Annotated in this window: 9 protein-coding genes and 1 tRNA gene; 4 read left to right on the forward strand and 6 right to left on the reverse strand. The window is 66.4% G+C overall.

Going from position 1 to position 12,314, the window contains the following annotated elements; all coding sequences use genetic code 11:
• Window positions 1-49: 49 nt before the first annotated feature.
• Both E3C22_RS15970 and dnaK read left to right on the forward strand, forming a co-directional pair.
• On the forward strand, window positions 50-2,296 hold the full coding sequence (locus E3C22_RS15970; RefSeq protein WP_134763063.1) for a transglycosylase domain-containing protein: 2,247 nt from the start codon (window positions 50-52) through the stop codon (window positions 2,294-2,296).
• A 520-nt stretch (window positions 2,297-2,816) separates the two neighbouring features.
• On the forward strand, window positions 2,817-4,748 hold the full coding sequence (dnaK, locus tag E3C22_RS15975; protein ID WP_134763323.1) for a molecular chaperone DnaK: 1,932 nt from the start codon (window positions 2,817-2,819) through the stop codon (window positions 4,746-4,748).
• A 483-nt stretch (window positions 4,749-5,231) separates the two neighbouring features.
• Here the strand turns inward: dnaK and purB are convergent, their stop codons facing one another.
• On the reverse strand, window positions 5,232-6,563 hold the full coding sequence (purB, locus tag E3C22_RS15980; protein ID WP_134763064.1) for an adenylosuccinate lyase: 1,332 nt from the start codon (window positions 6,561-6,563) through the stop codon (window positions 5,232-5,234).
• A 573-nt stretch (window positions 6,564-7,136) separates the two neighbouring features.
• On the opposite strand from purB, the gene E3C22_RS15985 reads away from it, so the two are divergent.
• Window positions 7,137-7,226: transfer RNA gene (locus E3C22_RS15985), tRNA-Ser, on the forward strand.
• Between the two features lie 208 nt (window positions 7,227-7,434).
• Here the strand turns inward: E3C22_RS15985 and E3C22_RS15990 are convergent.
• A complete protein-coding gene (locus E3C22_RS15990) occupies window positions 7,435-8,982 on the reverse strand; it encodes a UxaA family hydrolase (protein WP_134763065.1) in 1,548 nt (515 codons plus the stop codon).
• Between the two features lie 618 nt (window positions 8,983-9,600).
• Between E3C22_RS15990 and E3C22_RS15995 the strand changes: the two genes are divergently transcribed.
• On the forward strand, window positions 9,601-9,882 hold the full coding sequence (locus E3C22_RS15995) for an usg protein (protein ID WP_134763066.1): 282 nt from the start codon (window positions 9,601-9,603) through the stop codon (window positions 9,880-9,882).
• Between the two features lie 3 nt (window positions 9,883-9,885).
• Here E3C22_RS15995 and arsH read toward each other — a convergent pair whose 3' ends face one another.
• Genes arsH through E3C22_RS16015 form a run of 4 tightly spaced genes read right to left on the reverse strand, consistent with a single transcriptional unit; the run spans window position 9,886 to window position 12,278 of the window.
• The gene (arsH, locus tag E3C22_RS16000) at window positions 9,886-10,617 is read right to left on the reverse strand and encodes an arsenical resistance protein ArsH (RefSeq protein ID WP_134763067.1); all 732 of its coding nucleotides are present in this window, start codon (window positions 10,615-10,617) and stop codon (window positions 9,886-9,888) included.
• A gap of 1 nt (window position 10,618) precedes the next feature.
• The gene (arsC, locus tag E3C22_RS16005) at window positions 10,619-11,026 is read right to left on the reverse strand and encodes an arsenate reductase (glutaredoxin) (protein ID WP_134763068.1); all 408 of its coding nucleotides are present in this window, start codon (window positions 11,024-11,026) and stop codon (window positions 10,619-10,621) included.
• Window positions 11,027-11,049: 23 nt separating this feature from the next.
• On the reverse strand, window positions 11,050-11,757 hold the full coding sequence (locus E3C22_RS16010) for an MIP/aquaporin family protein (RefSeq protein ID WP_134763069.1): 708 nt from the start codon (window positions 11,755-11,757) through the stop codon (window positions 11,050-11,052).
• On the reverse strand, window positions 11,754-12,278 hold the full coding sequence (locus E3C22_RS16015) for an arsenate reductase ArsC (protein ID WP_134763070.1): 525 nt from the start codon (window positions 12,276-12,278) through the stop codon (window positions 11,754-11,756). Before E3C22_RS16015 ends, E3C22_RS16010 begins: the two co-directional genes overlap by 4 nt.
• Window positions 12,279-12,314: the final 36 nt, after the last annotated feature.

Below are 12,314 nucleotides of genomic sequence, written 5' to 3' on the forward strand. Positions count from 1 at the left end.
CCGGCACGGCGGCACCGCGTCGCCCGTCATCAGAACGAGGGGCTGCGGCATGGCGGCACGGCGCGAGCGGATCGAACCGAGTTTCGATCGTCACGAGCAGGAGAGCGAGGACGAGCTGTCGATCAGCTCGGACGACCGTGCCGTGCCGACCGCGGCCAACGACCGGCAGCGCAAATCCTCCGCAAGGCCGGCCAAGGGTGCCGCAAAAGCCAAAGGCACCCGCTCGGCGGGCGGTGGCCGTGGATCGCGGGGCGGCGGCTCCGGCAGTGGCGGCGACGGGCGCCGACGCCGGCGCAGCTTCTTCGGCCATGTCGTTCGGCTCGGTCTCGCCTGCGTCCTCTGGGGCACGCTCGCCGTTGCGGCGGTGGTCGGCTATTTCGCCGTCAAGCTGCCGCAGGAAGCCTGGGAAATTCCGGCGCGGCCGCCCAACGTCAAGATCGTCTCGGTCGACGGTGCGCTGCTCGCCAATCGCGGCCTGACCGGCGGCAAGGCGGTCTCGCTCGACGAGATGAGCCCCTACATTCCCGAGGCGGTGGTCTCGATCGAGGATCGGCGGTTCTACGACCACTGGGGCATCGATCCGATCGGCATCGTGCGCGCCTTCATGACCAACTGGCAGGCCGGCGGAACGGTGCAGGGCGGCTCGACGCTGACCCAGCAGCTCGCCAAGAACATCTTCCTCAATCCCGAGCAGACCATCCAGCGCAAGATCCAAGAGGCGATCCTCGCCGTCTGGCTGGAGCACAAATTCACCAAGGATCAGATCCTCGACATGTATCTGAACCGGGTCTATTTCGGCTCGGGCGCCACCGGCGTGGAGGCGGCGGCAAGGCGCTACTTCAACAAGCCGGCGAGCGAGGTGACGCTGTCCGAGGCGGCGCTCCTGGCGGGGCTCCTCAAGGCGCCGTCGCGGCTTTCGCCGGCGCGCGACCCGCAGGCCGCCAAGGCCCGCGCCGAGGTCGTGCTCGCGGCGATGCGCGACGAGGGCAAGATCTCCCAGAGCGACTATGCCGACGCGGTGGCCCAGAAGCCGACCAAGCCGAAGAGCTACTGGGACGGTGCCCAGCACTATGCCGCCGACCTGGTGATGCGCGACATCAAGGACCTGATCGGCGAGGTGAAGCAGGATGTTGTCGTCGAGACGACGATCGAGATGCCGCTGGAGAGGCTCGCCGAAAAGGCCATCCGCCACACCGTCGACAGTTCCAAGCAGAATGTCAGCCAGGGCGCGCTGGTCTCGATCGACGGCACCGGCGCGATCCGCGCGCTGGTCGGCGGCCGGGACTATGCGGAAAGCCAGTTCAACCGCGCCGTCGATGCCAAGCGCCAGCCCGGCTCGACCTTCAAGCCCTTCGTCTACACGACGGCGATCGAGCATGGCTGGCGGCCCGAGAGCATCATCGTCGACGGACCGGTGCAGATCGGCAAGTGGAAGCCGTCGAACTACGAGAACACCTATCGCGGCCCGGTAATGGTGGCAGATGCCCTGCGTTTCTCGCTGAACACCGTCGCTGCCAAGCTGATCGACAATGTCGGCACGCAGGCGGTGATCGACACCGCCCATCGCCTCGGCATCAAGTCCGACATCGTCGACAATCCGTCGATCGCGCTCGGAACGTCGGAAGTCTCGCTGCTCGAGCTGACCAGCGCCTTCGCGCCCTTTGCCAACGGCGGCTACGAGGCGGCGCCGCATCTCGTCAACAAGATCACCACCGAGGACGGCAAGGTGCTGTGGGAGCGCGGCGCCGAGGTTCCGCCGAAGGTGCTGTCGGAAGAGGTGCTCGGCATGATGAACGCCATGCTGAAGCGGGTGGTCTCCTCGGGCACCGGGCGCCGCGCGGCGCTCGACGGCTTCGAGGCGGGCGGCAAGACCGGCACCACCCAGGACTTCAAGGACGCCTGGTTCGTCGGCTACACCGCCGAACTCGTCACCGGCGTCTGGCTCGGCAACGACAACGGCGCCAAGATGAAGCGCGTCACCGGCGGCAGCCTGCCGGCCGAGGCCTGGCACGACTACATGCAGGCGGCCCTGAAGGATACGCCGAACGTCCCGCTGCCCGGCAACTACACGATCGGCGAGCCGCAGGCGCCGCTCGTCGCCGACGGCAATGGCGAGGACTATTACGACACCGAGATGCCGCGCGACGACGGGGTTCCCTATGAGGGGCAGGGCGACGGCCTGGGGCGGGTGATCTACGACCGCTCGCCGCCGCCGGGCGTCGTCGTCGAGCAGCGGGTCTCGCCGCGCCGGCGCGACGACGACCGCAGCCTGTTCCGCAAGATCTTCGGCGGCTGACGGCCGGCCGCGCGACCGGCTCTCGAGAGCCGACGGACAAAGAAAAAAGGCGCCCGCGGACAAGCGGTGCGCCTTTTTTGGTTCTTGGGAGGGATGCGGGTCAGACGACGCCGAGCAGCGACAGGACCACGACGACGACCACCACGAGGCCGACGAGATAGATGATATTGTTCATTGATACTCCGATCGGGTTCGGTTCGGCAGGGTCGCAGCGGCGCGACCATGTGTTGGATAGCGCGCGAGACGGCCTGTGGTTCCTGCGATCGTTGCGGTTTCGTCGGATTCGCCGTCACGGCGTCCTCGGCATCGACCCGGGAATGCGTCCTCACGAAAGCGTCAGAACCCGCCTTGCGCCGGTTTGGAGCCGTTCATATATAGCCGCCATCACCGTTCGGCCGGACGGCTTTTCGCGGAACCGAGCCGGCCCCATGCGATTTCGAAGACGCCACGTGGGGGTCGCCCAACGGGAATGCCTCGACGAGGGTCCCGGGCGGCCCGCTGTAAGAAGGAGACAATGAACATGGCGAAGGTTATCGGTATCGACCTCGGTACGACCAATTCCTGCGTCGCCGTCATGGACGGCAAGAATTCCAAGGTCATCGAGAACGCCGAAGGCGCCCGGACGACACCGTCGATGGTGGCCTTCACGGACGATGGCGAGCGCCTCGTCGGCCAGCCGGCCAAGCGCCAGGCGGTCACCAACCCCGAGAACACGCTGTTCGCCGTCAAGCGGCTGATCGGCCGGCGCTACGACGACCCGACCGTCGCCAAGGACAAGGGGCTCGTTCCTTACAAGATCGTCAAGGCCGACAATGGCGATGCCTGGGTCGAGTCCTCCGGCGAGAAATATTCTCCCTCGCAGATCTCGGCGATGATCCTTCAGAAGATGAAGGAAACCGCCGAATCCTATCTCGGCGAGAAGGTCGAGAAGGCGGTGATCACCGTTCCCGCCTATTTCAACGACGCCCAGCGCCAGGCCACCAAGGACGCCGGCAAGATCGCCGGCCTCGACGTCCTGCGCATCATCAACGAGCCGACCGCGGCAGCGCTCGCCTACGGCCTCGACAAGAACGACGGCAAGACCATCGCGGTCTACGACCTCGGCGGCGGCACCTTCGACGTGTCGGTGCTCGAGATCGGTGACGGCGTCTTCGAGGTGAAGTCGACCAATGGCGACACCTTCCTCGGCGGCGAAGACTTCGACATGCGCCTCGTCGACTATCTGGCGACGGAGTTCAAGAAGGATCAGGGCATCGACCTGAAGAACGACAAGCTCGCCCTTCAGCGCCTCAAGGAGGCGGCCGAGAAGGCCAAGATCGAGCTGTCGTCGGCTTCCCAGACCGAGATCAACCTGCCCTTCATCACCGCCGACCAGACCGGCCCGAAGCACCTCAACATCAAGCTCACCCGCTCGAAGTTCGAGGCGCTGGTGGACGATTTGGTGCAGCGCACGGTCGGCCCGATGCAGTCGGCCCTGAAGGATGCCGGCCTGTCGCAGTCGGACATCGACGAGGTGGTTCTCGTCGGCGGCATGACCCGCATGCCGAAGGTCCAGGAGACGGTGAAGAACTTCTTCGGCAAGGAGCCCCACAAGGGCGTCAACCCGGACGAGGTCGTCGCCATGGGCGCCGCGATCCAGGCCGGCGTGCTGCAGGGCGACGTCAAGGACGTGCTGCTCCTCGACGTCACGCCGCTGTCGCTGGGCATCGAGACGCTGGGTGGTGTCTTCACCCGCCTGATCGATCGCAACACGACGATCCCGACGAAGAAGTCGCAGACCTTCTCGACCGCCGAGGACAACCAGAACGCCGTGACCATCCAGGTCTACCAGGGCGAGCGCGAGATGGCGGCCGACAACAAGTCGCTCGGCCGGTTCAACCTCGAGGGCATTCCGCCGGCACCGCGCGGCGTGCCGCAGATCGAGGTGACCTTCGACATCGACGCCAACGGCATCGTCAATGTCTCGGCCAAGGACAAGGGCACCAACAAGGAGCAGCGGATCACCATCCAGGCGTCCGGTGGCCTGTCGGACGCCGACATCGAGCAGATGGTCAAGGATGCCGAGGCCAATGCTGAGACCGACAAGAAGCGCCGGGCGGCGGTCGAGGCCAAGAACCAGGCCGAGAGCCTCGTCCATTCGGCCGAGAAGTCGCTGGAAGATTATGGCGACAAGGTCTCCGAGGCCGATCGCGCCGCGATCCGCAGCGCCATCGACGATCTGAAGGCCGAGCTCGAGAAGCCCGATGCCGACGCTGAAGCGATCAAGGCCAAGAGCGACACGCTCGCCCAGGCCTCGATGAAGCTCGGCCAGGCGATGTACGAGGCGGCCCAGGCGAGCGAAGGCGAAGCCGGCGAGGGCGCCTCTGCCGAGGCCCCGGGAGAGGCCAAGGACGACGTGGTCGACGCCGACTACGAAGAGGTCGACGACGACCAGCAGAAGAAGTCGGCCTGATCCGGCTTCACGCTACGGATGACAAGAGCCCCGGCGCGATGCGCCGGGGCTTTTTATATTCGGCTGCAACGCGGATTCCGGTGGTGGGACCGTCAGATGCAAATACCTTTGAATCTCGACGCTGCAGAACGAGAATTGCCGGCGTCATCGAAAAGTCGGGCCTGGGGTCTTCTACCCGCAGGGTTCACACATATTGCCGCGCCGTGAAGTGCCGGCAATTCCGTAGGTTTCCCGCGGGCGTCAGCCTGGACGCGCGGGTGCAGCAATCAACGCTTCGTCATCCCGGCCGCCGAGCCGGGATCCATTCCTCCGCGTTGAGACAGTCTCTCCAACCCAGAGCTATCAATGGGATAGGCCTGGGTGCTCGCTCCAGCGTCGACGATTTGGAACGGATCCCGGGTCAAGCCCGGGATGACGAGGTTTTCGTGTCGTCGGCCATTCGGAAACGTCGAGCCAAGACCACAGAGGGCCAGCGCTTGCGGCTCACCCCTCGCGGCCGAACACCCGCCGAAAGATCGTGCCGACATGCTTGGTGTGGTAGCCGAGGTCGAAGCGCTTGCGGATTTCTTCCTCGGGCAGCGCCGCGCGGACTTCCGGGTCCTTCAGGAGTTCTTCCAGGAAGTCGACCGTCGCCGAGCCGGCGACGTGATAGCTCTCCCAGACCTTCATGGCGTTGCGCTGGACGAGGCGATAGGCGTCTTCCCGGCTGACGCCTGCCTGGGTCAGCGCGAGGAGGATGCGCTGGGAATGAACCAGGCCGCCGAGCCGATTCATGTTGTTTTCCATCCGCTCGGGATAGACCAGCAGCTTGTCGACGACGCCGGTGAGGCGGGCGAGGGCGAAGTCCAGCGTGATCGTCGCGTCCGGGCCGATATAGCGTTCCACCGAGGAGTGCGAGATGTCCCGCTCGTGCCAGAGGGCGACGTTCTCCATGGCGGGCAGGGCGTATGAGCGCACCATGCGGGCAAGGCCGGTGAGGTTTTCCGTCAGCACCGGGTTGCGCTTGTGGGGCATCGCCGAGGAGCCCTTCTGGCCCGGCGAGAAATACTCCTCCGCCTCCAGCACCTCGGTGCGCTGCAGGTGGCGGATCTCGGTCGCCAGCCGCTCGACCGACGAGGCGACGACGCCGAGGGTCGCAAAGAACATCGCATGGCGGTCACGGGGGATCACCTGCGTCGACACCGGTTCGGCCTTCAGCCCCATGGCCTTGGCGACATGCTCCTCGACGAAGGGGTCGATATTGGCGAAGGTGCCGACGGCGCCGGAGATTGCACAGGTGGCGATTTCCTCCCGCGCCGCCACGAGCCGCTCGCGGCAACGCTGGAACTCGGCATGGGCCAGCGCCAGCTTGACGCCGAAGGTGGTCGGCTCGGCATGGATGCCGTGGGAGCGGCCGATGGTGACGGTGTCGCGATGTTCGAAGGCACGCCGCTCCAAGGCTTGCAGAAGCGCGTCGAGATCGGCGATGAGAAGGTCGGCGGCCCGGGTCAGCTGCACGCTGAGGCAGGTGTCGAGAACGTCCGACGAGGTCATGCCCTGATGGACGAAGCGGGCATCCGGCCCGACGATTTCCGACAGATGGGTGAGAAAGGCGATGACGTCGTGCTTGGTCTCGCGTTCGATGGCGTCGATGCGGTCGATGTCGAAGGTGGCGGCGCCGCCCTTCTCCCAGATCGTCTTCGCCGCTTCCTTCGGGATCACGCCGAGCTCGGCCAGCGCGTCGCAGGCATGCGCCTCGATCTCGAACCAGATGCGGAATTTGACCTCCGGCGACCAGATGGCGACCATGTCGGGGCGGGCGTAGCGGGGGATCATCGGCGGGTACCATGGAGTGGACGGAAAGACTGCCGTCTAACAGAGCCGGCGAAGCGCCTCAATGTGAATGCGCCGAAGTCCGCGGGACGGATCGAGTTTCGGTGCCGCGCAAGGGACGTGGTTTTACGCAGTGTCGCCCTCGGCAACCGCGATGCATGCAACTGCGGCTACGGCATCGGCCGCAAAGTCGGCATCTACTTCGGGAGGGCACGGTGCGGCGCTTCAAAGAGCGAGAGCGTCCACTATTTCCCGCTTCCCCGCTTCCCCGCTTCCCCGCTTCCCCGCTTCCCTGTTCCTCTGTTTCCCTGCTCGTCCGCTCGTCCGCTCGTCCGCTCGTCCGCCCGTCCGCCCGCCCGCCCGTCCGCCCGTCTGTCAGTTCGTCCGTTCCTCCGTTTACCTGTTCGTCCGTCTGCCCGTCTGCCCGCTCGCACCGACGGCGCTCTGGTCGCAAGGGTGAACCCGGCCTCCGCCGGCACCGAAAAGCCTCCGCGGCGCGGAAGTTGCGTGAGCGCGCCGAAACGCCGCCGCGAGGGGTTGCGCAGATTGGCCCGATGAGCCTAGAAGGGCGGCCACGGAGAGGTGGCCGAGTGGTCGAAGGCGCTCCCCTGCTAAGGGAGTATACCGGAGACGGTATCGAGGGTTCGAATCCCTTCCTCTCCGCCATCGGATGTCCACTCTCCGCCAATCGAATCCCCGCATTTTCGGTATTCTTGCCCTTCGGGAGTGTTTCGGATGTACAGGTCAGGGCGCGTATCGTGCGGGGGTAGACGGCCGCACGGCAACCGCTGACATGGCGGGTGGCTGCATGACGCGGGGGTGATTGCGGCCGATCAAACCGTGACAGGGAAGGCGCCTTGCAGTGCTTGCCGCGCTACATCACCGCGCCGATCTGCCAGGGCACGAACTCCACCGCGCCGAAGCCCTGCGCCTCGCTCTTGGTCTTCTCGCCTGAAGCGACGCGCAGGAGGAGGTCGAAGATCTCCTCCCCCTTGGCCTCGAGACTGGTGCCCTCGAGGATCTCGCCGCAATTGACGTCCATGTCAGGCTGCATCCGCTGCCAGAGATCGAGATTGGAGGCGATCTTGATCGACGGGACGGGCTGGTAGCCGGAGACGCTGCCGCGGCCGGTAGTAAAAGCGATGAGATTGGCGCCGGAGGCGACCTGGCCGGTCACCGAGCAGGGGTCGTAGCCGGGGCTGTCCATGAAGACGAAGCCCGGCTGGTCGATCGGCTCGCCATAACGGTAGACGCCGGAAAGCGGCGCCGTGCCGCCCTTGGCGACGGCGCCGAGGCTCTTTTCGAGGATCGTCGTCAGGCCGCCGCGCTTGTTGCCGGGGGAGGGGTTGTTGTCCATCTCGCCGTCGTTGCGGGCGGTGTAGTTTTCCCACCAGTCGATGAGGTCGATCAGCTTGCGGCCGGTCGGCGCGTCGACGGCCCTCCGGGTGAGGAGGTGTTCGGCGCCGTAGATCTCGGGGGTCTCCGAGAGGATCGAGGTGCCGCCATGGCGCACCAGGAGGTCCGAGGCGACGCCGAGGGCGGGGTTGGCGGTGATGCCGGAATAGCCGTCCGAGCCGCCGCACTGCATGCCGAGGACGAGCTTCGAGGCCGGAGCAGGCGCCCGCGTCGCCTTGTTTGCCTCGGCGGCGAGTTCGCGCAGGATGGCGCTGCCGCGCTCGACCGTCGCCCGGGTGCCGCCGGTCTGCTGGATCGTCATATAGCGGAAGCGGGCGGTGTCCTTCAGCGCCTCGCGGTCGACGAGATCGGCGATCTGCATGACCTCGCAGCCGAGCCCGAGCAGCAGGATGCCGCCGAAATTGGCGTGGTGGCCGTAACCGGCAAGGGTGCGGAACAGCGTTTCGAAGCCTTCGCCCCTGCCGGACATCCCGCAGCCGGTGCCGTGGACGATCGGCACGATGCCGTCGACATTCGGGAATTCTTCAAGAAGGCTCTCGCGGGCCATCGCCTCGGCGATGAAGCGGGCGACGGAGCCCGAACAGTTCACCGAGGTGAGGATGCCGAGATAGTTGCGCGTGCCGACCCGGCCGGACGACCGGTGATAGCCCATGAAGGTCGCGGGATCGAGGATCGGCGCGAGCGACGTCGCGGCGGTGGCGAAGCCGTAGTCCTGCTGGTGGTCCGACATGCCGAGATTGTGGACATGCACCAGCGCGCCGGGAGCGATCTCCGCCGTCGCCGCGCCGATCACCTGGCCGTATTTGACGATCGGTTCGCCGGGCGCGATCGGCCGTGCCGCGATCTTGTGGCCGGAATTGATCGCTTCCGCCGCGCTCAGCCCCTCGGTCAGCGGCGCTCCCGCGGTCAGGCTGCGCAGGGCGACGAGGACATTGTCCGTCGGGTGCAGGCGGAGGGCGACGGTCGGCGGGGTCGAAGGATCGGTGATGGGGGCGATGTCGTTCATGGTGTCACGCTGGTTCTGGCGGTAGGCTCGCGGCGGCCGGCGGGGCGCAAGAGGGCTCTTGCGGGCCGAGAGAAAAGTGGATCGTCCGGTTGCGGCGGAGCGCCGCAGGTGCCTCACGCCGGGGCAGGGCGGACCGCCCGGTCTCACGGCCGATCGCCCGAATAGGCGCGGCGGCGCCCGGCACATTGGCGCCCGGCAAACTGGCGCCCGGGACGCTGGCGCCCGGCGTCGTCCTCCCCGTTCCGCTGCCTCTGGCTATTTGCAAAGTGATGAGCCAGCCCCGGCAGCGTGTCAATTGCTTCCGGCAGGTGCCGCTGCCGCCGTCGCCGGCCAGAGGGCATCTCCCGCAGGGGCGTAACGGACGCCGCAACTCGCTGCTGCCGATTTGTTGTGCGCCGGCAACGGCTGCCGGAAAATGCGGCGATGGTCGCCGCCGCCGCTGGCCTCCCGGCAGCAAACCGGCGTCAATGCCATGGCGGGAGTTAAGCTCCCGTTAACCCAAGCGGCGCAGCATCGATCCCGTCGGCCTTCGACGAATTCCTGCTGAAACAACCAAGGTCTGGAAATCATCAGGGCGCTGGACGGTCGAATTTCGTTGCCTTTCCAAGAGGTGTTGCCATGTCCTCTCGAACTGTCGATGATTCCTTCTGCCGGATGCTGCAGGGATACAGCCTGACATCGGCCGAAGTCTTGTACCGCATGCCGGATCATCCGACGCTGCTGCAGACATTTCTTTGGCAGTTCGAAGATCTGGCGCCGGACTATCCGCGGCTGAAGCGTTTCCTCGACCACTGGGAGCGGGAGATCGAGGCGATCATCCATTCGGTCCGCGTCATGCATCAGGGGCTGATCACGCCGAAGGAAATCCGCATCGTGAAGAGCGGCGGCCATCTCCACTGAGGCTCAGATGCCGCGCTGGTTCACCCGGCGCGACAGCTCCGCAGCGCTCTCCACCCGCTCGGAGTAGCGGTCGGTCAAGGCGGCGGACCGGCCTCGGGTCAGATAGGTGAACTTCGTCAGCTCCTCGCAGACATCGACGATGCGGTCGTAATAGGACGACGGCTTCATCCGGCCGGCCTCGTCGAATTCGTTGAAGGCCTTCGCCACGGACGACTGGTTGGGGATCGTCACCATGCGCATCCAGCGGCCGAGGATCCGCAGCTGGTTGACGGCGTTGAAGCTCTGCGAGCCGCCGGAGACCTGCATCACCGCCAGGGTCTTGCCCTGGGTCGGCCGGACGGCGCCCTGAGCCAGCGGGATCCAGTCGATCTGCGCCTTCATGATGCCGGTCATCGCCCCGTGCCGTTCGGGGCTCACCCACACCATGCCCTCGGCCCATCTGGCGAGATCGCGCAGCTCCTTGACCTTCGGATGGTCGGGGGATGCGGCGTCCGGCAGCGGCAGGCCGTGTGGATCGAAGCTCTTCACCTCGCAGCCGAGATAGCCGAGCAGACGGCCGGCCTCCTCGGCGACGAAGCGGGAATAGGAGCGCTCGCGCAGCGATCCGTAGAGCGTCAGGATGCGCGGCGGATGCACGGGATCCCCCGGTGCCGCATAGAGCGCCGGATCGACCGGGGCGAGGGCGCCGGGGGCGAGGTTCGGCAGGGCGCCCGCCGCGATGCTGCGATCCACCATGTCAGGCGGCGGGCGGGACGACTTCGCCGTCCTCCTTGGTGAAGGCGCCGATATCGGGGTTCGGCAGGATCTCGAGCACCTTCTCGGAGGGCCGGCAGAGCCTGACGCCCTTGTCGGTCACCACGATCGGCCGGTTGATCAGGATCGGGTTCTCCATCATCGCCTGCAGCAGCTCCTCGTCGGACAGCTTGTCGTCGTCGAGGCCGAGCTCGTGATAGGGCGTGCCCTTCTCGCGCAAAAGGTCGCGCGGCTTCATCGCCATCATGTCGAGGAGCTCGATCAGCGTCTCGCGGCTCGGCGGCGTCTTCACATATTCGATCACCTCCGGCTCCTCGCCGGACTGCCGGATCATCGCCAGCGTGTTGCGGGAGGTGCCGCATTGCGGGTTGTGATAGATCGTGACTGTCATGTCTGGTGTCTCTCGATGGGCGCTCATTTCGCCGGGCGAAAGAGCGCGGAGCGGATGGTCAGCCGGGTGCCGGGTTCGAGCAGCCACCCGAATATCACGACCGCGACGACCGCGCCCAGGCATTCGGCGACGACGAAGCCGGGCACGTCGATTGGCCGGATGCCGGAAAAGCTGTCGGTGAAGGCCCGTGCGACGGCGACGGCGGGGTTGGCGAAACTCGTCGAGGCGGTGAACCAGTAGGCCGCGGTGATGTAGAGCCCGACCAGCCAGGGGATCGCCGGGCCGTTGAATCTCAGGCCGCCGAGAATGGTGCCGACGAGACCAAATGTCGCGATCACTTCGGCGAGCCACTGGGCAGGTCCCACGCGCACATGGGTCGAAAGGGCGAGCGGCGCCAGCTCGAACATCAGATGGGCGGCGATCGTGCCGGCAAGGCCGCCGAGGATCTGTGCAAGGAGATAGGCGAAAGCGGCTCGGCGGGCGATCGCGCCGCGCAGCAGCATGGCCAGCGTAACGGCGGGGTTGAAATGCGCCCCGGAGATCGGCCCGAGAATGGTGATCAGCACGACGAGGATCGCGCCTGTCGGCAGCGTGTTGCCGAGGAGGGCAAGGGCGGTGTCCTCTGTCAGCCGCTCGGCCATGATGCCTGAGCCGACCACCGTCGCAACGAGCAGCGCCGTGCCGAGCGCCTCGGCGACGAGCCGGCGGGGCAGATCGAATTCGGCGGTCAAGCGACTTGGTCCTGCGGATCGTGGTCAGTGTCGCCGATCATCTCCAGGCTCTTTTTCAGGCTGATTCGGTCGAGGCTTTCGATCGGCAGGCTGGCGAAGATCGAGATGCGGTTGTTCATCTGCCGGAAGGTCTCGGCAAAGGCCAGCGACCGTTCGGCGCCGCTGCCTTCGACCTTCGCCGGATCGGGCACGCCCCAGTGGGCGCTCATCGGCTGGCCGGGCCAGGCGGGGCAGGCTTCGCCGGCCGCATCGTCGCAGACGGTGAAGACGAAATCGAGCTGCGGCGCGCCGTCCTTTCCCGCCGCGAACTCCTCCCAGGACTTCGACCGCAGCCCCTCGGTGGCGAAGTTCAGGCGCCGCAGCAGGTCGAGCGCCAGCGGATGCACCGCGCCGCGCGGCTGGCTGCCGGCCGAATAGGCGCGAAAGCGGGTGGAAAAGTCGCGGTTCATGATGCTTTCGGCGATGATCGAACGGGCCGAATTGCCCGTGCACAGGAACAGAACGTTGTACGGCCTCGTCATTGTCGCTTCCTCCCAAGATCGACGGTACGGCCCGGC

Source organism: Jiella endophytica (genome assembly GCF_004519335.1).
Taxonomy (GTDB): Bacteria; Pseudomonadota; Alphaproteobacteria; order Rhizobiales; family Rhizobiaceae; genus Jiella; species Jiella endophytica.

What these genes read in the sequence shown, in the direction of transcription:
- arsH (WP_134763067.1), bottom strand. Translation starts at nt 10,617, where the DNA reads ATGGTGGATCGCAGCATCGCGGCGGGCGCCCTGCCGAACCTCGCCCCC.
- E3C22_RS16015 (WP_134763070.1), bottom strand. Translation starts at nt 12,278, where the DNA reads ATGACGAGGCCGTACAACGTTCTGTTCCTGTGCACGGGCAATTCGGCC.
- E3C22_RS15995 (WP_134763066.1), top strand. Translation starts at nt 9,601, where the DNA reads ATGTCCTCTCGAACTGTCGATGATTCCTTCTGCCGGATGCTGCAGGGA.
- dnaK (WP_134763323.1), top strand. Translation starts at nt 2,817, where the DNA reads ATGGCGAAGGTTATCGGTATCGACCTCGGTACGACCAATTCCTGCGTC.
- purB (WP_134763064.1), bottom strand. Translation starts at nt 6,563, where the DNA reads ATGATCCCCCGCTACGCCCGCCCCGACATGGTCGCCATCTGGTCGCCG.
- E3C22_RS15970 (WP_134763063.1), top strand. Translation starts at nt 50, where the DNA reads ATGGCGGCACGGCGCGAGCGGATCGAACCGAGTTTCGATCGTCACGAG.
- arsC (WP_134763068.1), bottom strand. Translation starts at nt 11,026, where the DNA reads ATGACAGTCACGATCTATCACAACCCGCAATGCGGCACCTCCCGCAAC.
- E3C22_RS15990 (WP_134763065.1), bottom strand. Translation starts at nt 8,982, where the DNA reads ATGAACGACATCGCCCCCATCACCGATCCTTCGACCCCGCCGACCGTC.